This is a genomic window from Variovorax ureilyticus (assembly GCF_037889935.1).
Classification (GTDB): Bacteria; Pseudomonadota; Gammaproteobacteria; order Burkholderiales; family Burkholderiaceae_C; genus Variovorax; species Variovorax ureilyticus.
This window is the reverse complement of the sequence record NZ_JBBKZU010000029.1, coordinates 24,203-43,593: the sequence shown is the minus strand read 5'-3', so window position 1 is coordinate 43,593 and position 19,391 is coordinate 24,203. Positions and strand designations below refer to the sequence as shown.

The 19,391-nt window shown below is 61.9% G+C and carries 15 protein-coding genes and 7 pseudogenes; 14 read left to right on the top strand and 8 right to left on the bottom strand.

All coding sequences use genetic code 11. From position 1 onward, the window contains the following. Positions 1-620: 620 nt before the first annotated feature. Complete coding sequence (locus WKW77_RS33905) at positions 621-1,646, top strand: ABC transporter substrate-binding protein (protein WP_340361283.1); 1,026 nt, start codon at positions 621-623, stop codon at positions 1,644-1,646. Between the two features lie 155 nt (positions 1,647-1,801). On the opposite strand, the pseudogene WKW77_RS33900 reads toward WKW77_RS33905, so the two are convergent. After that, positions 1,802-1,933: pseudogene (locus WKW77_RS33900) on the bottom strand (tyrosine-type recombinase/integrase); the annotation flags it as partial. A 126-nt stretch (positions 1,934-2,059) separates the two neighbouring features. On the opposite strand from WKW77_RS33900, the gene WKW77_RS33895 reads away from it, so the two are divergent. The 4 genes and pseudogenes from WKW77_RS33895 (at position 2,060) to WKW77_RS33885 (ending at position 3,750) form a co-directional block, all read left to right on the top strand. Then, positions 2,060-2,359 (top strand): hypothetical protein, encoded by a 300-nt coding sequence (locus WKW77_RS33895; RefSeq protein WP_340361282.1) that lies wholly within the window; start codon positions 2,060-2,062, stop codon positions 2,357-2,359. A 460-nt stretch (positions 2,360-2,819) separates the two neighbouring features. Further along, positions 2,820-3,152: a hypothetical protein gene (locus tag WKW77_RS33890; protein WP_340361281.1), complete on the top strand. Its 333-nt coding sequence runs from the start codon at positions 2,820-2,822 to the stop codon at positions 3,150-3,152. A 349-nt stretch (positions 3,153-3,501) separates the two neighbouring features. Beyond that, positions 3,502-3,609, top strand: a pseudogene (locus tag WKW77_RS35125) (IS3 family transposase); the annotation flags it as partial. Then, positions 3,595-3,750, top strand: coding sequence for a hypothetical protein (locus tag WKW77_RS33885; RefSeq protein ID WP_340361280.1), 156 nt, complete (start codon positions 3,595-3,597; stop codon positions 3,748-3,750). The pseudogene WKW77_RS35125 and the gene WKW77_RS33885, both read left to right, overlap by 15 nt. 16 nt (positions 3,751-3,766) lie before the next feature. On the opposite strand, the gene WKW77_RS33880 is transcribed toward WKW77_RS33885, so the two are convergent. The 3 genes from WKW77_RS33880 to WKW77_RS33870 form a co-directional block, all read right to left on the bottom strand. Continuing rightward, positions 3,767-4,132, bottom strand: a complete 366-nt coding sequence (locus WKW77_RS33880) for an RNA recognition motif domain-containing protein (protein ID WP_340361279.1) — start codon at positions 4,130-4,132, stop codon at positions 3,767-3,769. A 204-nt stretch (positions 4,133-4,336) separates the two neighbouring features. Further along, complete coding sequence (locus WKW77_RS33875; RefSeq protein WP_340361278.1) at positions 4,337-5,422, bottom strand: zinc-binding metallopeptidase family protein; 1,086 nt, start codon at positions 5,420-5,422, stop codon at positions 4,337-4,339. A gap of 34 nt (positions 5,423-5,456) precedes the next feature. Beyond that, positions 5,457-5,666 carry a hypothetical protein gene (locus tag WKW77_RS33870; RefSeq protein ID WP_340361277.1) on the bottom strand — a complete coding sequence of 70 codons (210 nt, stop codon included), beginning with the start codon at positions 5,664-5,666 and terminating at the stop codon, positions 5,457-5,459. Positions 5,667-5,907: 241 nt separating this feature from the next. On the opposite strand from WKW77_RS33870, the gene WKW77_RS33865 reads away from it, so the two are divergent. The 4 genes and pseudogenes from WKW77_RS33865 (at position 5,908) to WKW77_RS33850 (ending at position 8,919) form a co-directional block, all read left to right on the top strand. Beyond that, positions 5,908-6,168, top strand: coding sequence for a hypothetical protein (locus tag WKW77_RS33865; RefSeq protein ID WP_340361276.1), 261 nt, complete (start codon positions 5,908-5,910; stop codon positions 6,166-6,168). A 47-nt stretch (positions 6,169-6,215) separates the two neighbouring features. Beyond that, positions 6,216-6,353: pseudogene (locus WKW77_RS33860) on the top strand (winged helix-turn-helix domain-containing protein); the annotation flags it as partial. A gap of 270 nt (positions 6,354-6,623) precedes the next feature. Beyond that, positions 6,624-6,927 (top strand): annotated as a pseudogene (locus tag WKW77_RS33855) (IS481 family transposase); the annotation flags it as partial. A 963-nt stretch (positions 6,928-7,890) separates the two neighbouring features. After that, positions 7,891-8,919 (top strand): annotated as a pseudogene (locus tag WKW77_RS33850) (IS110 family RNA-guided transposase). A 395-nt stretch (positions 8,920-9,314) separates the two neighbouring features. Here WKW77_RS33850 and WKW77_RS33845 read toward each other — a convergent pair. Continuing rightward, positions 9,315-10,949 carry a hybrid sensor histidine kinase/response regulator gene (locus WKW77_RS33845; protein ID WP_340361274.1) on the bottom strand — a complete coding sequence of 545 codons (1,635 nt, stop codon included), beginning with the start codon at positions 10,947-10,949 and terminating at the stop codon, positions 9,315-9,317. Between the two features lie 4 nt (positions 10,950-10,953). Beyond that, positions 10,954-11,502 carry a carboxymuconolactone decarboxylase family protein gene (locus WKW77_RS33840; RefSeq protein WP_340361273.1) on the bottom strand — a complete coding sequence of 183 codons (549 nt, stop codon included), beginning with the start codon at positions 11,500-11,502 and terminating at the stop codon, positions 10,954-10,956. Between the two features lie 589 nt (positions 11,503-12,091). On the opposite strand from WKW77_RS33840, the gene WKW77_RS33835 reads away from it, so the two are divergent. Next, positions 12,092-13,219: a sensor histidine kinase gene (locus tag WKW77_RS33835; RefSeq protein WP_340361272.1), complete on the top strand. Its 1,128-nt coding sequence runs from the start codon at positions 12,092-12,094 to the stop codon at positions 13,217-13,219. 1,147 nt (positions 13,220-14,366) lie between these two features. On the opposite strand, the pseudogene WKW77_RS33830 reads toward WKW77_RS33835, so the two are convergent. Then, positions 14,367-14,663, bottom strand: a pseudogene (locus tag WKW77_RS33830) (transposase); the annotation flags it as partial. A gap of 107 nt (positions 14,664-14,770) precedes the next feature. Between WKW77_RS33830 and WKW77_RS33825 the strand changes: the two are divergent. From WKW77_RS33825 to WKW77_RS33810, 4 genes and pseudogenes are all read left to right on the top strand, one after another. Continuing rightward, positions 14,771-15,126: pseudogene (locus WKW77_RS33825) on the top strand (IS21 family transposase); the annotation flags it as partial. A gap of 83 nt (positions 15,127-15,209) precedes the next feature. Then, entirely contained in the window at positions 15,210-15,926 is a 717-nt protein-coding gene (locus tag WKW77_RS33820; protein WP_340361271.1) for a Crp/Fnr family transcriptional regulator, read from the top strand. A 167-nt stretch (positions 15,927-16,093) separates the two neighbouring features. Then, positions 16,094-16,831, top strand: a complete 738-nt coding sequence (locus WKW77_RS33815) for a hypothetical protein (protein ID WP_340361270.1) — start codon at positions 16,094-16,096, stop codon at positions 16,829-16,831. A 78-nt stretch (positions 16,832-16,909) separates the two neighbouring features. Further along, complete coding sequence (locus WKW77_RS33810; protein WP_340361269.1) at positions 16,910-18,124, top strand: DesA family fatty acid desaturase; 1,215 nt, start codon at positions 16,910-16,912, stop codon at positions 18,122-18,124. Between the two features lie 427 nt (positions 18,125-18,551). Here the strand turns inward: WKW77_RS33810 and WKW77_RS33805 are convergent, their stop codons facing one another. After that, positions 18,552-18,866, bottom strand: coding sequence for a hypothetical protein (locus tag WKW77_RS33805; protein ID WP_340361268.1), 315 nt, complete (start codon positions 18,864-18,866; stop codon positions 18,552-18,554). Positions 18,867-19,391 lie beyond the last annotated feature (525 nt).

Below are 19,391 nucleotides of genomic sequence, written 5' to 3'. Positions count from 1 at the left end.
GCCGCCGCCTTTGCTTCGTATTGCGATCCATAGATGTCCAGCTACCGTTAGCTGGACATCATCGATCGATCGTTGCTCTGATAACAGGGTGGGATCGGCAGCCGCTTACGTTCAAGCGCCCAAAGGGCGTGTTGAATTCAAGACGGCACTAGCTCGCGACGCCGTCTTGAATCGCGACCTTGTGAAAGCCATCGGTGTGCAACTGGACTAATCTTTTATTCGGCCGATAGAGCGCCGATGTGTTCCGCAGAGAGAATCCACGGTCCTCCGTCCGAATGGCTGCTCAGGACCCTTCATCCGACCAACGCGCCTGAGGTCGGAAGTACCGCTTCTGGCCCGGTTGCTCCAGTTCAACAAGCGCAGGCAGATGTCTGCAACGGGGCACTGACCCGTAGTTCCGCCCTTCCATCCTGAAGGGCGCTTCACGCTGCGCAGCGGATATTCAGGTGGAGAGGGCTGCGCCACAGAATCTCGGAATAGCGGATGCACGCGGCGCGTACGACGATTTGATTCGGGAGTGCAGCGAGCACTGATGGGTTGGTCGCGGCAGCGAATATCACCCGCTCCGCGGTTTGGTCGCGTGGCTCGCCTTGATAATGGCGGCTGTGTGTCAGCAACCGATGGCCCGCGAACGAATTCACGATAGCGTTGTCGCCTGCAGTCGCAGGAGGTTCATTTGCGCGGCGGCGGCTGCTGCGGTCGTCGCACCAGCGCTGGGCCTTGCGCAGCTGCCGAAGAAGGTCTTCAGGATCGGCTACCTTAACCTGCGTTCTGGCCCGAACTCCTCCGACGAAGCCTTTATCCAGCGATTGCGCGAACTGGGCTACGAGGTCGACCGCAACATCATCATGGAATACCGCTGGGCGGATAACGACCTGGCTCGCCTGGAGCAACAGGCCGATGAACTCGTTCGCCTCAACGTCGATGTGATCGTGACGGCCGTGACGCCCGCTGTACAAGCGGCGAAGAAGGCCACCTCGACGATCCCAATCGTCATGGCTGCAGCCGCCGATCCAGTGAGCGCGGGTCTGATCACGAGCCTTGCCCATCCGGGCGGCAACCTCACCGGCTTTTCCTTCCTGACCAACGACCTGGCAGCAAAACGCCTTCAACTCCTGCGCGAAATCGTGCCTGGCGCCGCAAGGGTGGCAGTGCTCACATGGGGCGCTGTGCAGGGTTCAGGCTCACCCAGCGAGCAACTTGTCGCTCAAACAGTGGCAGCCGGTCAGCAACTGGGCTTCGAAATATCCCACGTGAGCATCGGAGATTCGGCTGACGTTTCGATCGCCCTTGAAGCAATGGCGCGCACCCGTCCGCAGGCACTGATCGTGCAGGTGAGTTCGCTGACCTACGAGCATCGCGGAGCAATCGTCGATGCCGCGAGGCGCATGCATCTGCCCGACATGTATGAGACACGGCTGATGGTAGAAGCGGGTGGGCTCGTATCCTATGGCCCGGACGTGGACGAGCTCTATCGCGGCGCCGCGACGTACGTGGGCAAGATCTTGCGCGGCGCGCGGCCCGACGACCTTCCGGTCGAGCAGCCAACCAAGTTTGAGCTCGTCTTGAACCTGGAGGCCGCCAAATCGCGCGGGATTGCAATCCCGCCGACATTGTTGCGGCGCGCTGATAAGGTCATTCGGTAAGGGCAAGGCCCCCCAAGAGCGAATTGCTCAGCAGGGGTCGTGTGGCAAAGTTCGGCCAGTTCCGGGCATTCTCGAAAGGCGGCTTTGTGGCCCCCCCCGTTGACCTGTCGCACCCTGCTTAGAGGGGGTCATCAAATCCAGAGGGCTGCGCGCCGGCCACCTCCGTCGACCTTCAAACCACGCGTGTAGATCATCGTGGTGGGGACGTTGGCGTGGCCCAGCAGATCTTGCACCGCGCGGATGTCGTATCCGGCCTGCAGAGGATGCGTCGCGAACGCGTGGCGCAAGCGGCCTAAAGGCGTCACAGTATGTGGCCTAGCTCGAGAACCCGGCCGCGCGGTTGACCTAGGCTTCGAATCAAGGAGGGGAACAATGAGCGTAGAGTTTAGTGATGCCTTTTCGGGAGATGCGCGATGGCACCCTCTTACAGCCAATTCCTTCTGGCTCGGGAAGCCAGGGAAGCTCATGACGAATTGAAGGACGCCTACCTGAAATGGGCCCGCGCGGAGATGTTGCTCAAAACGGTTGAGAAGGAGTTCGGTGCAGCCGCGAAATCGGATGTCCGGCCGTCCTCCGAGTTGGTCAAGGAGGTGGTCCAGCGGCGAGCGGACGCTCGACAACTCCTCTCAACCTTCCTGGTGCTTCAGGCGAACTGCGGATCGCGCGTTCGACGTCTGATACAGGAGGCCACGCAACTTGAGGGCGAACGTTAGCCCCTCCCCGGATTCCTGGCGCCTTGCCCGTCTGGACTGCGACAGGAACCCTCCAACCATTCACTTTATTGGCGAGTTCGCCACCTTCTGCCCCGCCCCCAGAAGCGAGTGCAGGATTGGTCGCGTCGTCGTCCTACCCAGGGCGCAACAGTAAGTTGCTCGAATGGGGTCCGAGAGGTTGGCATTGCTGAAGTGCGAATTCGAGCAAGCCTGCGTCGGCTACTTTCAGGCAGAGCGCCGGTTGCTGCGTCAATTCGATGCTGCGCTGCAGGGCTTGCGGCCGTGGTCGTCTCCAAGGAAGCCGCAGAAGTCCTGGGAAGGAAACCATCTTGCCGACGAGCGGCGCTGAGTCCTACCTGCTGCAGCAGACTGCCGAGGTACTGTTGATTTGATCCTGATACGGCGCGACTTCATGCTTCCGCGCCCGAGAGCCAATCCCTCCCCAGGCCGGAAAGATGCATTGGAGGGTGACCTGAAGGCTCTATCGGTGAAGAAATCTCATACACGGATGTCTCAGGCTAGCGCGTGCTACAAGCTGCTTGAAGCTCTCTCGCGCCTTCCTTTTCCGGCTGTCATTTCCGCTGCCGAAGACATCCACAAGGTCCTCGCCCTACGCAGCGCCGGGTTGATCGAGGCGGAAACCTCGATGCCCATATGCCGGAGCGGCGAGCGCAAGATTGAAAGTGCGCAGGTGACCGCCATCACGTCCGAAGGACGTGCCACCTTGCAGCGCGCGTGGGGGCGGTGCCTTGGTGGCGCTGAACATGCCGCGGGAGCGCGCCATGCTGCCTGACGATCTTCGACGTAAGTCCGACTTCGCCAGCAGCGAGTATGTTCGCGCGCAAGTCATCCTCCTAGGGAAGCTCGAAGCTGCATTCAATGGATCGACCGCCTGGCCATCCGCAGAAGACTATGCGGAGGTCAAAGCTTTGGGAGCAGCCGCCCACCAGGCACTTCGTCGCTATTTGGATTCCGTCGATGTGGCAAGATGGCCGGCAAGGTCGGCGGATGAACGAGTGCGCTAGAAAGAGTGTTGGCCGGCGCCCGGATTCTCAAGCTCGCAATGGACTATTTGGCACGCCTTACGGTGGTGCGCCTGAGTTGATCTCCGCCGTGATTTCCATGAGAGTCTGAAGCCCAACCGCAGGATTCAGGCATCGCTGGCCAACCAAAGCGTCAGCATCTCGGAGAAGGTAGTGCAGCGTTTGACGAAGCAGGAGTGCCTCGTGGCTACGATGTCCAAGCGCCGCTGGCTCCCGCAGCTCGTTCTCCAAATCGACGCACTTCTTCAGGATCGCCTTGCGGCTGGCGAGCAGCCCTCGCACGTGATGGCGCTGCATGCTCTTGATGTGCGCCCGGCTGTACCGAAGCTCCCGAAGGAGCTTCTTTGATGACGCTGCAAGGCGCTCAGTATCCGCCGCGGCCCCCGCCATTGCGGTCACCGCCGCCATATCCGCGACCGCCGCCACCATACCCACCGCTGCGACCACCGCCACCGCCATAGCCGCCGCCTCCGGAACGCGGCTCCATCGGGCGAGCCTCATTGACGGTCAGGCTGCGCCCCCCCAACGAACGGCCATTCAGACCTTCGATGGCCGCCAACGCTTCCGCGTCGGTGCCCATTTCGACAAAGCCGAAGCCTTTGGAGCGGTCCGTATCACGCTCGATCATGACCTTGGCACTGGCTACCGCCCCGTACTGGCCGAAAGCCTGTTCAAGGTCGTTGTCGCGCACAGAGTAGGCGAGGTTGCCCACATAAAGTTTCTTGCCCATTGGGGACTCCAAATTCAAACCACCGAACATGAAGCGGTGGAGTTAAGAGTCACAACAGCAAAGCGCTGTGGCGCGAAGACGATCACCGGATCACGAACCTGACAGTGGAACGGCCAGGAACGCCTGAGCATTGTCCTCCAGTGGGGAGGATTTGGGAAATCGGACTCGGCGAACCGCCGCTCCGGCAGCCCGTCCATGACGGAATCAGGAGCGCGGCAGGAAGTTCATGGGCACGCGGCCGGCGCTTCCGGCCTGCACCACGCGGTGGATGAAGTCGAGCTTCTCGATCACCGGCGGGACCACGATGAACGGATAGCTGTCATGCGCGCCGAGACTGCGGTCCATCGCGTTGATGAACTGCGAGACCGGCAGCCATTGCACGACGATGGGCTCGCGGATGGATTCGGCGTTCAGGTCGAGCGGGCGCACCTTCAGGGCGGGACCGGACGGCGACGCCAGCTCCAGGTGCGTGCCCCAGGAGGCGGCGGTTTCCAGACCGTCCACCATGTGCAGGTAGTGCGCCCAGGTCTCGGCCCAGTCCTCCCACGGATGCGAGCTCGCGTACGCGCTGATGAAGCGCTGGGGCCAATCCGAGATCGGCCACGCATAGTGCGTCTTCAAGGCCGAGTCGTAGTCCGCGCGCTCGTCGCCGAAGAGCGACCGGAACTCTTCGATCCATGGCGTGCCGCGCACCAGCCGGTCCCAGTAGTAGTGGCCGATCTCGTGGCGGAAGTGCCCCAGCAGCGTGCGGCTGGGCTCGTGCATCGACAGCCGGATGTACTCGCGGCGCGCATCGTCCGCCTCGGCGATGTTGAGCGTGATGACGCCTTCGTCGTGCCCGGTGAGCACATGCTCCTGCGGGCTCACCTGCTCGAGAAACTCGAACGACAGGCCGTTGACGGGGTCCTCGAGCTTGTTCGGCGTCGGCAGCACGAGTTCGATGAGCGTGTAGAAAAGACGGCGCTTGGCCTGTTCGAGCGCCGCCCAATAGCCGTGGTTCTCAGGTTTGGCCAGCTCGGGGATCGTGTGGGTTGTCCGGCACGACAGGCAAAGGTGGCGGTAGATCGACGAAGGCACCATCCAGTTGCACACATCCGCCTTGCGATTGGCGCACGGCCTGTATGCGGGGCCTTCCGGGCCCATGCGGCGCCATGAATCGTCGCCCGATTCTTCGAAGGCCAGCATGCGCTGCTCATCCGGCGCGTAGCCGAGGGTCGAACCGCAGACTTCGCAGCGCAGGTTCTCGAAGAAGACGCGATTGCCGCACTTCGAGCAGGTCATCTGCTTCATGGCGACCCTTCAGTCTTGATACGCCGGACGCGCTTCAACGACGCTTCCTGGCGCGCGTGGTGCGGGTCGGCTTGGGCGGTGTGGTCCACAGCTTGATCCATTCCGAGCTTGCCGAGGAGGCCGCCGAGCTGGCCGCGCGTCTTGCTTGCGCGGTCATTCGGCCCCGCGCAGAGCCGGCGGCGGAGTTGGCCGCACTGAGCCACATGCTCATGAAGAGGTTCTTCTTCAACCAGGGGGTGGACATGTCGATCTCCGATGTTTACAGCGCGCCATCCTGAGTGGCCTACCCCGACAAGAGCCGGAGGGATTGACCCGTGATGTTGTGGGATGGGACGCCGTGCGCATCTGGATCGCGAGCAACTCACATTTGTCCCCCTTACTCAATGACAATCGGGTTCAATAGCACTCGTGCCCGGATGGCCGATGCGCCAGATCGCTGAGACGCAAGCTCGCGCGTAGTTGAATTTCAGAGAACGGAGCCAACAATGGAACAGATCGAGAATCTTGTTCAGGTGGAAACCGGACCACGCCATGTCATTCAGGGCACCTATCAAGGCGTCCGCATCGAAGTCATCGCCGGCTACAGCATCGATTCCGACGAGTGGCTTTTTCATGTGTACCTTCATGATAACCAGGGACGCGCCGATCGCTTGACGGACCGCCCAACAAGTCATCGGGCGCATAGCTTGCAGGACGCCTTCGATCAGGGCCTGGAACTCGGTGTGTCGCACCTGAAAGCCACGTGAATCGAGAACGAGACGCGCGTATCGGCGCTGCCCCGCTTTTGAAGGCTACAGAGCTGTGGACGCTCAAGCGGGTGGGCGCTGTCATCCGAAAGCATGCACGGCGTGCGCTTTAGCCAGACGCAGGTCTGGCCGATTCTGGGTAGCCTGGGCTCCAGTGTTGGGAAAAGCCCGAGAAGCGCGCCGTGTTCGCGGCATACAAGTGCCAAGCCGGCACCCGGCGCTTCACCCTCGAGATAGCCATCAGCCGAAATTCCCAGCGAGTTGTTCACCCATGCAGAATTCGCAGCCGCAGCGCCCTCTCCTCGCCGTCAAAGGCGGTCGGATTTTTGCGCCGCAAAGTAGCTAGACGGGCCTCGCTCGGGTAGTCCCACATAGCATCTCTCGGTTCAAGTGGTTGATGACACTTCCACTTTGGCACACGTTGATGCCGGTACGGGTGGGGGCGTCCATCCCATTGCAAGACACCGCTGCCCGCAGCAGACCTGCTCAACGATCGGGTCGTGCCGTTCTTCGACCAGCATGGCATCCGGCTGCTGCGCGTGCTCACCGACCGCGGCACCGAGTACTGCGGCAACCCGCAGCACCACGAGTACGAGCTGTACCTCGCGCTGGAGGACATCGACCACACCCGCACGCGAGCGAAATCGCCTCAGACCAACGGTATCGTCGAGCGCTTGCACAAGACCATGCTCAACGAGTTCTATCGCATCGTGTTCCGCAAGAAGATCTACGACACCATCGATGCCCTGCAGACCGACTCCCTCAACCTTATCTCAGGCCGATGCGTGTTCAAACGACCAGAGCCGGCTCTTTGCTCGGGCGGGACGCGTCTGAACACCGCGCTGCCGGCGCCTAGCTTCTCCCCGACCGTGGCAAGATCTAAGCATCTTGCGCGATCTTGCCGCATGCAGCCGGGCGCACCGGCCTGGTGAGTACCGCGCAGCCGGGCTTGACCGAAAGCCCCCGCCTACCGGCGGCAACGTGGTCCCATCAGCTTTAGGGTTGACCACTGTCATACGAAAGCGCCCAATCAATCTTTGCCGGACTTGGGGGCGACATGAAGACATCCTCGGTCGCGGCAGTTGCCGCGGGTTGCACACTGGTCTTGAGCTGCTACATGGAGCCGGAAGTCCTATTCGTGACGGATGGAAATCCGTTTCACTCTCTGCAGTTGACCGATACCCAAGGCGTATGCGTCGCACCGTATCGTGTTTCCTACCTCACTTCGCTCGATGGCGCAGCTTCCAATGGGTGTTGGGTTCGGGAAGGGCCGAACATCCACACCCAATTTCCGAAATTGGCTGACAAGCTCATCCCGCTGGGTAAGTTCCGCCGTACGGCCTTGGGTGAGTACCGGAACAGCTCGTTGGACTAGACATCATGGTCGCCGTCCCCGGATAGACGGCCGGTCTCCGACATCGTAGGTTGCACGCCGAGGCGTGCAGAGCTACATGCTGTGACTTGCGTCGTCAGCAACAAGGAGATGCTATGGATGCCTCCCTCCCGAAGGGGAACCGAAGAACTGGAGCGGAGATGACGCCGAAGGCGGCAAGGAGGGTCGTTGGTCGCAGAGGTCAAGCCCGGCGCAAGCGGGGTGGACCCTCTGCTGGATACGGCATCAGAGTGCCCAAGGCGTGATAGACCAAGGTCTTCACAAACACCGCAGAGGGTCCAGTCATGAATCGTAGTGCAGGCATGAATGCAGGACAAATCATCGGCACCATGAATGGTCGGCAGGTCGTCGGGCTGGACATTGCCAAGCACGTCTTTCAGCTGCACACGGTGGACATGGGCACGGGCGAGGTCATCAACGTGCAGCTCAAGCGCGCCAAGGTCATGGAGCACTTTGCCCGTCGCCAACCCTGCCTGATCGCCATGGAAGCCTGTGGCGGTGCGCACCACTGGGCGCGCGAATTGACGGCTCTGGGCCACAGCGTGCGTTTGCTGCACGCCAAGATCGTTCGTCCCTTCGTATCGGGCAACAAGACCGATGCCACCGATGCGCGTGCGATCTGGCTGGCCGTGCAACAGCCTGGCGTGAAGTTCGTGGGCATCAAGACAGCGGCCCAGCAAGCCACGCTCACGCTGCATCGCCAGCGCGAGCTCCTGATGAAGATGCGCACCATGCAAACCAACGCCTTGCGTGGGCTGCTGTATGAATTCGGCGCCACCTTCGCCAGGGGCCGCAATGCCCTGTTTGAGGAAGTCGAGCAGGCTCTGGAAGAACTCTCGCCACAGTTGCCCCAGATGGTCAGGGACAGCCTGCACGAGCAAGTCGCACGCATCAAGGCGGCGATCCAAGACATCCAGACGATAGAAAAGCGCCTCGGCTTGCAACTCAAGGCCGATCCGCAAATGCGGCGTATTGCGCAAATTCCGGGCGTGGGCTTGCTCACGGCGACGGCGGCGATTGCGATCATGGGTGATGCCAGCGCCTTCAAGTCGGGACGAGAGTTCTGCGCCTGGCTGGGCTTGGTGCCTTCGCAAACCGGAACGGGCGGCAAGGTGCGCGCCTCGGCGGCATCTCCAAACGAGGTGACACGTACATGCGCACCTTGCTCATTCACGGGGCCAGAAGCGTGCTGTCGCACGCCAAGGAGCCTGGGACGTGGCTCAAAGGGCTCAAGAGCCGCCGGCCACGTGGTGATCGTGGCGCAGGCGGCCAAGATGGCCCGAACGATATGGGCCGTGACGGCCAAACAGCAGGATTACCAACGGGGCTTTCAAAGCCTCAGGCCGCAAGCAGCCTGAGGTCAAGACAGCCAAATGATCAACCAACGCTAGAAAGGATATGGATCAGTCTTCGCAAGGGCAGTAAGGCAGCAACGAGTGAAGTGATGTGAAACAGGTCAGACCGGGACGAGCTAAACCTGCATGGTCGGTCGGACATTAAAAGTCCGCAACAGGAGATGAGGCGCTTGTCAGCGGATATGCATGGGGGCCAGCGGGCGGGCCAGGGTAACCGGGCAGGCCACGCAATCAAGGCCGGATATAAGGACGCAGCCGACTTCTTCGCAGCACGCCACGAATTCTTCTTGCTATCCGGGAGGCATCCATATAAGACCGACCATGGAAGAGCGTACCAAGTTTCACGTGGGCCTGGATGTCCACAAGGACAGCATCAGTGTTGCAGCGGCCGAGTTGCGTCAGACCGCGCGCGCGTCCTGAATGTTGGCGAGCAACTCGGAAAGGCTCACGGGCTTCACCATGTGGGCCGCGAAGCCGCTCGCGGCGGAACGTTTGCGATCGCGCTCCTGGCCGTAGCCCGAGAGCGCGAGCATGACCGGGGCGCCTGACCCTAGTCGCTTGCGCAACTCGTCAGCGAGTTCGTAGCCATCCATGACCGGCAAGCCGATGTCCAGCACTGCGACCTCCGGCGCGAAGTCTATTGCCGAGACGAGCGCCTCGACCGGCCCGTAGGCAACCAGCACTTCGTGACCGACGCCCCTTAGCAACTCGCCGGTCGAGTCCGCGGCGTCCCTGTTGTCATCGACCAGCAGGATTCGGCGCCGGATGCGCCGCGCGCCCGCCTGCGCCGGCTCGTGCGTCTCCGAAGCTGCCGGCGCAATCTCCGGCGCGCCGGCGGGCAAAAGCGGCAACGTGACCCGAAACACGCTGCCGAGGCCTTCGCCGCCGCTCGACGCCGAAATAGTGCCGCTGTGCAGCTTGACGAGCGCACGAGAAACTCCCAGTCCCAAGCCCAGACCGCCGGGCGCCGCTTCTTTGCTACGACCACCCTGTACAAACAGCTCGAAGATGCGGCCAAGAAGTTCGGGGGCGATGCCGATGCCCTCATCCCGCACTTCGATAAGGGCGTGGTCGACGTCGCTGCGAAGCAGGAGGTCGACGTGTGCACCCTTGGGGCTGTAGGCCGATGCGTTGTTGAGGAGGTTGCAGGCAACCTGGGTCAAGCGCGCCTCGTCGCCATCGACCATCACAGCGAGCTCTGGCATCTCCATCGTCAAATCCTGGCCCTTGCCCGACATCCGAGGCCGAGCCATCTCCGCTGCCTTCGCAGCCACGTCGCGCAGGTCAACCGCCGAACGGCGCAAGTTGATCTTGCCGGAGGTAACGCGAGACACATCGAGCAAGTCGCTGACGAGTCGGTCAAGATGGCGCGCTTGCCGCTCGACGATCTCGACGCGCGCGAGCGTCGGGCCCAACGGATCGCGACGCACCAGTTCGACGGCAGCAAGGATCGGCGCCAAAGGGTTGCGCAGCTCGTGCCCCAGCATGGCCAGGAAGGTGTCCTTCGCGTCATTGGCAGCCCGCGCCTCATCGAACGCCGCCCGATCCCGGTCGGCAGCGAGCGCGCGGACCGAAGCCAAACGATCGGACTGCTCGATGCGCACGAGGGCCGCTCCCAGGCCCGAGCACACGTGATGCAGGAAGCGCAGATCGCGATTGGAATAGGCGCTCGAACCTTCGATGCACAGTGCGCCCAGTGGTTGCGCCACATTCCCCAGGGGATAGGCAAGCGCAAACATGGGCTGGCCGGATGCGGCAGGGGAACCCAACGCCATGACCCTTTCAGCGAGGGGCCGCAGTGATGCGGCGTGACCATCCGGCGTGACAGCCAGTGCCTCGTCGCCGGAACGCATGGAAAGCCACCGAACCGCGCCGCCAACCCGGAGGGCGAGCAGGCAGACGTCGAAGTCGAACAGCCAACGCATTCGCTCGCCCACGACGCGTGCAACAGCGTCGGCGTCGACGAACCCCGCGCATTCGGAGACCACCTCGAGCGCAAGATTCAGCCGGGTAATCTCGCGCAGCTTGTCCACGGGCCTACAGCCGGCCAAACATCTCGTCAGGCGGCACCGCGGTAGCGTCGGCGACGATATTCGCGTAGACGGCCAGGGCCGACATGGAGATGAGTTCCATGATCTCCGACTCCCGCAAGTCGTGGGAGCGAAGATGATCAAAGTCAAGCTTGGTCAGGGCCTGCGGGTCGCGCGCGCACTTGATGCCAAACTTGATGATGTCACGTGCTTTGACAGGATCGACGTCCTCGACGTTGGTTGATAGCTTCTCGAGCGTCTCATCGTCGACTCCGAGCATCCGGCAGCACGCAAGATGGGCGGCTTCGCAGTATTGGCACCTGCGATCCGCGGAGATGGCAGCGAAGACCATCTCCTTCAGCGTACGTGGAAGCGACCCGCCTACAAGCGTGTTCTGAACGAGCCCCCAGGTTCCGCTCGCAGCGGCCAGAGAGTGGCCCTGGACCATGATGAAGTTCGGCGCGGACGGAAAACCCATGCGACGTTGGAAGTCCATGTAGAGCGCGCAAACTTCCTCACTAGCCTCTTCGGGTTCGAGAATCTCGAGGTGGGACATGATCGAAGTGGTGCGAGTTGTTGGGAGGACCCTGCGCGCGGCGTATGGCACTCTTGCTATCATTCTTCCCGCCTTGACCGAAGCGCCTTGTCTCACGAGGCGACTTCATGCTGTAGGCCACGGCTCGCAGATCGATACCCCCTCCGACAGCAAGACCGCGTGTCCGGTCTGGTTCATTGTGACCGGACGCTACCCTACAGACACGGCATATGGCGCTCGCATGGTGGCAAGTCCTGCTATATACGCTCTTCAACACGCATCACGCAGACGTCGCGATCTACCTGCGCAGGACGCACACGCACCGGGCGCGACAAGATGGTGCCCATGCTCGAGGATTTGCGTGAGCTGTGGCTCAACACCTCTCATTCGCGCGAACAACTCCTCGTTGATCTTCGCGGCTGGTGCGTTCGTTGCGCGAGTTCTCTGCTCGTCTGCGCGCAGCTGACTTGCCCGACGGCCGTATGTTCAACAGTTCACGGAAAGCGCGCAGAAAGCGCATGATGTGAACTCATTGCTGGGACCTCGTAGTCGCGGGGGGCCACTTGTCTACGGAGCGCTTCCGCGAATCCGGCGCTGCTATGGAGGACCTATGCATCGATTCCTCTCCAACCATCGCGACGAACTCATCGAACGGTGCAAGGCCAAGGTTGCTCGGCGGCCCCGGCGGGCGGCCACGGCCGAGCAGCTGGCCAATGGCGTTCCGATTTTCCTGGACCAGTTGATGAGAACGCTGGAAGCGCAGGAGAACGGCGAGGTCGACGAGAGCTTCAGGATTTCAGGTGCCGCTGGCGGTGACGTTGCCGCATTGTCCGAAATGGGCCTGAGCGCAGCAGCGCACGGCAAGCAGCTGATGGAGCTCGGCTTTTCCGTCGACCAGGTCGTGCACGACTACGGCGACCTTTGCCAGGCCATCACAGACCTCGCGGTTGAACTCGATGCCCCGTTCTCCGTCGATGAGTTCCGCACCTTGAACCGTTGCCTCGACAACGCCATTGCCGATGCGGTCACGGAATTCAGCGTCTGGCGGGACGCCAGCGTCGCACTTCAGCAGACCGCCGAAGAGAACGAGCGTCTGGGTGTGCTGGTGCATGAGCTTCGGAACTACCTGCACACCGCAACGCTTGCTTTCACCGCGCTGGAGTCCGGAAGGGTTCCACTTGGGGGCGCCACCGGCGCCGTGCTGAAAAGGAGCCTGACGTCGTTGGCGGCCCTGCTGAGTCTGTCACTGTCTCAGGTCAGGGGCACAGCCGAAGGTCCCCAGGAGGCGCCCTTTTCGGTAGCGTCGTTGCTCGCGGAGGCCAGAGATGTCGCCTCGCTCGCCGCGAGCTCTAGGAACTGCACGCTCTTGGTCCCAGACGTCGATGCCACGCTCGGCATCTCGGGAAACCGCGAGCGGCTCCTGGCGGCCCTGGTGAACTTGCTGCAGAACGCCATCAAGTTCACTCACGCCCATACCGAAGTCACCCTGAGCGCCCATGCCGAAGGGGACTATGTCCTGATCGACGTCATGGACCACTGCGGTGGACTTCCTCCAGGAGCCACGGCGCGAATCTTCCAGCCCTTTGTCCAGGTCGGTGAGAACAAGAGCGGCTTGGGACTCGGCCTTTCCATCGCGCGACGAAGCGTGGAGACCGAAGGAGGCGTATTGACCGTTCGGGACCTCCCCGGCACGGGATGCGTCTTCACCATCAAGCTTCCGCGAAAGACGCTTGACTAGAGCCCGATCCCATCGAGCGCACGCCGCTGGACACGCCGCTACCTCGGCTGCGGACCATCCCCTGGCAGGCTTTCTGCCAGCACAGGCGCTTTCCGCCCCTTCGTGATACGCTGCGAAATGCCCCCCAATCCACCAGACCCTGCCTCCCCACCCGTCTCCTCGGAAGATGTCGTCGTGGAAATGCGAGATGTGATGTTCGGGTGGGTCGTGCTCGTTGGACTTTGCGTGACCGTGCTCGCGGTCCTTTGGATCATCGACGCCGGCTTCTGACCGAGGCGGGGGGCCCTGATCCTTCGCTCCTTGCCGCAGAACGGTTCAGACACTCGGACTGCAACAGCACCCCCTCTTTGCCTACACAGCTCCGAAATGCCCATCGCTTACGGCTCATTTGCCAAGTCCGGCTGCGAGAATGCCGCGTGCACCCCTCCAGAGAGGTGGCGGTTCTCCTCTGAATCCATCCCGAGCGCTTGGCACTACTGCAAACAGTGCCGCGAAGACTCCCATGTGAATCGAGCGGCAAAGCGCGCAAGATGTGAGATCGAGGTCGAGGTCCTTGACACCGAGTTCGTCCCGAACTCCTTCAAGATAGGTCCTGAACAGACTGAAATTCTCACGACTGAAAGTTTCCAGCTTCTCGAGCTTGCCCACGCGCGGAATCTGTTCAGCGAGGACGCGAGTCCTGGTGGCGTTCGATCGCGGCGGCGACGAGTGTCTCCTTGCTGGGGAAATCCTCGTATGGATTTCGCGTTCACTGACAGCGCATTGGGGCGTATGTCGCGCGAGGAGATGCTCATGCATGTTGTCACGCATGGAGCAGGGTGGACAAATCAGCGCAGTGATGTTGCTCAATTCAGTTACGCCGGCCAAGGATGGTTTCACGACGTACCTGCACGAAGCGGAAGCGTCGACGAGGAGGCGGGTTGCCTCTTGAACGCTGTTGAGCGGCGCAGAGCCTGGCGCCGGGTCTGAGGCACTCTTAGCCCGGACATTTCACCAGTAGTCAGACAGGACGCTGAGCGAGTCTGCGCGCGTGTGTAGAATTGTGTAGAGCGCGGTCTCGGGGCCGAAGTGAGGTACTGGATGGAGTCGTGGCTGTTTTTGGACACACGACCCCCAAACCCCCGTTGTTTGTCAACGTGCCGGGGACAGCACTGGATGGGCTCTCGAGCTCGCTGCCCTTGAGCACCATCTCCCGCAGTCGCTGCATCAGCGTGTAGGCCAGCGCTGCCAGCAGCAAGCGAAGCTGGTTGGCCGCGAAGCGGTGGCAACTCGCTCGGGTGCCGAACAGATCGAGCTGGGCCTCCTTAATGCGGTTCTCCGCCTCGCCACGGGCGCAGTAAAGACGCTCATACAGCTGTGCAGCATCGCCCTTCAGATCGGTCACCACGAAGCGCGGGTTGTTGCCCTTGTCCGCGCCGGTTGAATACTCCCCACTTGGCCGTTTTGAAATTTCCCGAGTTCGATCGACGTTGAAGCGCTGTCGGGCCGAGGCCCGACAGCGCTTCGCGCACCTGACCCCACCATGGCGCTTCCAACGCGTCGGGAGGTCCGGTGGTCAATCTGAAGGAACTGATGATGATTCCGGAATTGCACAGGCAAGGCCTGTCGGTCTCGGCGATCTCCGAGCGCACTGGCCACGACCGCAAGACCGTGCGCAAGTACATCCGCCAGGGGCTGACCGTGCCGAAGTACAAACCGCGCGAGCCGAGGCAGACGCGGGTCCAGCCGTTTGAGAGCTATCTGCGTGAGCGGCTGGCCGCGTGGCCTGAGCGCTCACCGGTTCGCGCCTGCTGCGCGAGATCCGGGAGATGGGCTATCGCGGCGGCAAGACCGTGTTGAACGACTTCCTGCGCGAGGTGCGGCCGCCGCCGGCGCCATCCTTCGAAGTGCGATTTGAGAGGCCCGCTACCCGCCTACAAGAGCCTGCGGGCTTGCCTGTGCGGTAGCGGACAATGTTGGTTATCCTCGAAACCAGCATCCGGAGGAAGCAATGGCCCTTCAACTCGAACCCAGAAGGAACCGCCTGCTCGCCGCGTTGCCCGATGCCGAATGGCAGCGCTGGCTACCTCAGCTCGAAGCGGTCGAGATGCCGCTGGGCCAGGTGCTGTATGAGTCGGGCAGCACGTTGAGCCACGTCTACTTTCCCACCACCGCCATCGTCTCATTGTTGTACGTCATGGAAAACGGCGCCTCGGCGGAGATCGCCGTGGTGGGCAACGAGGGTACCGTGGGAATCTCGCTGTTCATGGGGGGTGAGTCCACGCCCAGTCGTGCCGTGGTGCAAAGCGCAGGCCACGGCTTCAGGCTCAAAGCACAGGTAATCAAGGACGAGTTCAACCGGGCCCCTGTCCTTCACCTCCTGCTGCGCTACACCCAGGCGCTGATCACGCAGATGGCGCAAACGGCGGCCTGCAACAGGCACCACTCGCTGGATCAGCAACTGTGCCGCTGGCTCCTCCTGAGCTTGGACCGGCTGCAGGGCAATGAACTCGTGATGACGCAGGAACTGATCGCCAACATGCTCGGTGTGCGCCGCGAAGGCGTCACGGAAGGCGCGCTCAAGCTGCAAAGGGCCGGCCTCATCAGTTATGCGCGCGGTCACATCTCGGTGCTGGACCGGCAAGGGCTGGAGCGGCGGTCTTGCGAGTGCTATGCGGTGGTCAAGAAGGAATACGACAGACTCCTTCCGGACAAGGTCGCCATCTAGAAGGACAGAACGGCATGGTCGGGCGCGTCGGGCGCGGTGTGCGCTCCCGCACAGACGGCGCATCGGCGTCCGCCTTACAAAGGGGTATGAGAATTTCATGCAAACCTCAACCCTTGCCGCCTCGAGCCCGGCTGGGCTGATCTGAACAGCGCGGCACGAGATTCGCCATGACGTTCACCCTGGTGAGCTCCCCCTTCCATGCGTGGGGCAGCCCTCTATCCATCGACGCCTTCGCGGGTTTCGCCAGCATGTTGAGGATGTGGTTCCAGAGCGACCAGCCTGTGGCGGTTTGCAGACTCTGTCGTACCGTCAATCGTGACGAGGCCAGGTTCTGCGCTGGCTGTGGTGGCAAGCTCCCGGCGTTCCATGCGGCCGCCTCGCATTCGACGCATGACCAACCGATCCGGGCATCACAATGGACTGAATGCTCCGCGAATTCGAGGGCGTTCCCGAGTCCGGGCGACGCCAACCCCGAGGTCGGGCCGGATCGAGGCCTCCATGCGAACAGGGACAACGCTGCGGCACAGCTGGTTCGGCGAGCGGAGCAATGGATTCGCCACGCTGATGCCCACGAGTTGCTGCATGTCCTCCTGGCCGGCGGGCTGAGCGCCAATATCGTGGAAGACACCGGTCACTTCCGCAGCAGCGTCGACCTGAGCGAGCGTCGAGACGCGCTCTCGAGCCTGGGAATCATCTGGGCCGATCTTCCTGCAGACGAAACCCTGTCGATCTTCGCTCAGGTCTGGGGTGCCTCGGCGCCACCTTTGCCCGACGACGCGCGGGAGGCATGGTTTGCTGCCGACGCCAAGGCGCAGCAAGGCGCCAGGCAATGGCTGCGAGCGGAAGTCGCGGAGAACATTACCCTCTTCGATAGGTGTGTAACGGAATGGTGCCGACTTTCATGAGACGAACGAGTCCAACCCGGAAGGAAGCGGACCGATTTTCGGGACGCGTCAAATTCTATATGTCTGGACTACCGACACATGCTTGATCTCTATTCAACCGTGCTGGGCGCGGCCATCGATTGGCTCGGACACGGCCTATGGCATCTCGCGTGGTGGCAAATCTTGCTATACACGCTCGCCACGACGCACATCACCATTGCGGCCGTCACGATCTTCCTGCACAGGACGCAGACGCACCGGGCTATGGATCTTGGCCCGATCCCATCCCATCTCTTCCGGTTCTGGCTGTGGCTAGGCACCGGCATGGTGACGAAGGAGTGGGTGTCCATCCACCGCAAGCACCACGCCAAGTGCGAAACAGAAGAAGACCCACACAGTCCTCAGATCAAGGGCATCGACGAAGTGCTGTGGCGTGGCGCCGAACTGTATCGTGCCGAGTCGAAGAACAAGGAAACGCTAGAGCGCTTTGGTCACGGCACTCCGGACGACTGGCTTGAGCGCAATCTCTACTCTCGCTATGCCTGGCAGGGCGTCGGCTTGATGCTCGTGATCAACCTTGCGCTTTTCGGGGCCATCGGCATGGCTGTGTGGGCAGTCCAGATGCTCTGGATCCCGATCACGGCCGCTGGCATAGTCAATGGCATTGGTCACTACTGGGGTTACCGCAATTTCGAGGCGCCGGACGCCAGCCGCAATGTGTCGCCCTGGGGCATCATCATCGGTGGCGAAGAGTTGCACAACAACCACCACACGTATCCGACTTCGGCGAAGTTTTCTGTCAAGAAGTACGAATTTGACATCGGATGGATCTACATCTGCATGATGCAGAAGATCGGCTGGGCCAAGGTCAAGAAGGTACCGCCGAAGCTGCAGATCGGCGACATGCAGCCTGTGGCTGATGCACAGACGCTCCAGGCCTTGATTTCCAATCGCTATGAGGTAATGGCCGCCTACGCGCGCGAGATGCGTCACACGACGAAGGACGAACTAGCACGACTGAAAGCCAGGGGCGCCGACCTGTCGGTGCTCAACGCCGCGAAGCGGTGGCTGCATCGCGATGACGACAAGGTGCCTGCGGGCGCCCGTTCGGGTTTGATGCAAGCGCGCGCCGAGCATCCCATACTCGACAAGATGGTGACCATGCGCGAGGAATTGCGCGAACTGTGGCTCAACACCTCGAATTCGCGCGAACAGCTCGTCGTTGATCTTCGTGGCTGGTGCGTTCGAGCGGAAGCCAGTGGCATCGCAAGGCTGCGCGCGTTCTCTGCCCGCCTGCGCGCAGCGCGTGACTGACTGCCAATTGAGTCCTTGCGCATGATTCGACGCGCTCGACCCGCCGTTCCGAAGGGGCAAGCAGAAATCACTCTCGAACAATGGCGATTTCCGCCCTGACAGACAGGCTCCTCGACGCTCTACGTTGGACAATTCACAGAAAGCGCAAGATGTGGACTTGGACCTCGCCAACGCGCAGGGGTCTCAGAACTTCTGAGCGTTTCGACTTCGTCGAAACCCGGGCTGCTGATGGAGGGGACCCTATGTATCGATCCTCTATAGCCATCGCGACGAGCTCATCGAACGATGCAAAGCCAAAGTTGCTCAGCGGCCCAGGCGAGCGGCTACTGCTGCGCAGCTCGCCAACGGCGTTCCGATTTTTCTGGGCCAGTTGATGAGAACGCTGGAAGCGCAGGAGAACGGTGAGCTCGACGAGAGCTTCAGGATCTCAGGTGCCGCTGGCGGTGACGCAGCTGCCTTGTCCGAAATGGGCCTGAGCGCCGCTGCGCACGGCAAGGAGCTGTTGGAGCTTGGCTTTTCCGTCGACCAGGTGGTGCACGACTAAGGCGACCTCTGCCAGGCCATCACAGACCTCGCCGTTGAACTCGATGCCCCGTTCTCCGTCGATGAATTTCGCACGCTGAACCGTTGCCTCGACAATGCCATTGCCGACGCAGTCACCGAGTTCGGCATCTGGCGGGACGCCAGCGTCGCACTTCAGCAGACCGCCGACGAGAACGAGCGCCTGGGTGTGCTGGTGCACGAGCTACGGAACTATTTGCACACCGCAACCCTTGCATTCACGGCCCTGGAATCGGGAAGGGTTCCAATCGGCGGCGCAACCGGCGCTGTGTTGAAAAGGAGCCTGACTTCGTTGGCGGCCCTGCTCAACGTGTCGCTATCTCAGGTCAAGGGCACGCGCACGAAAGAGCGCCTGCACGGCCAGCCGGAGCGGGTGGCGCAGAGCATGCCAAAGCGTTCGCGGATCGAACACGAGCCCCGTCATCACTTCATGAGTTCTTCGAGGGAACGAATGAACTTGAGAAATGCCATGAGCGACGGGCCCCTTGTCGGCATTCCTCGCTGGCGCGTTAGTCAGCATGGCTTGATTGGGGCCACTCCCGAAACGCGAAGACTCCGGTCGCGCGGCAGCGTTCACCGCGACGGGGCTTTCCCATCCCTTCGTGGTACTGTCCGGAGATGACCCCCACTCCACCAGACCCTGTGACCCCGACCGTTACTCCAGAACAGGTCGCCGTGGACATGCGAGACGTGGCATTCGGATGGG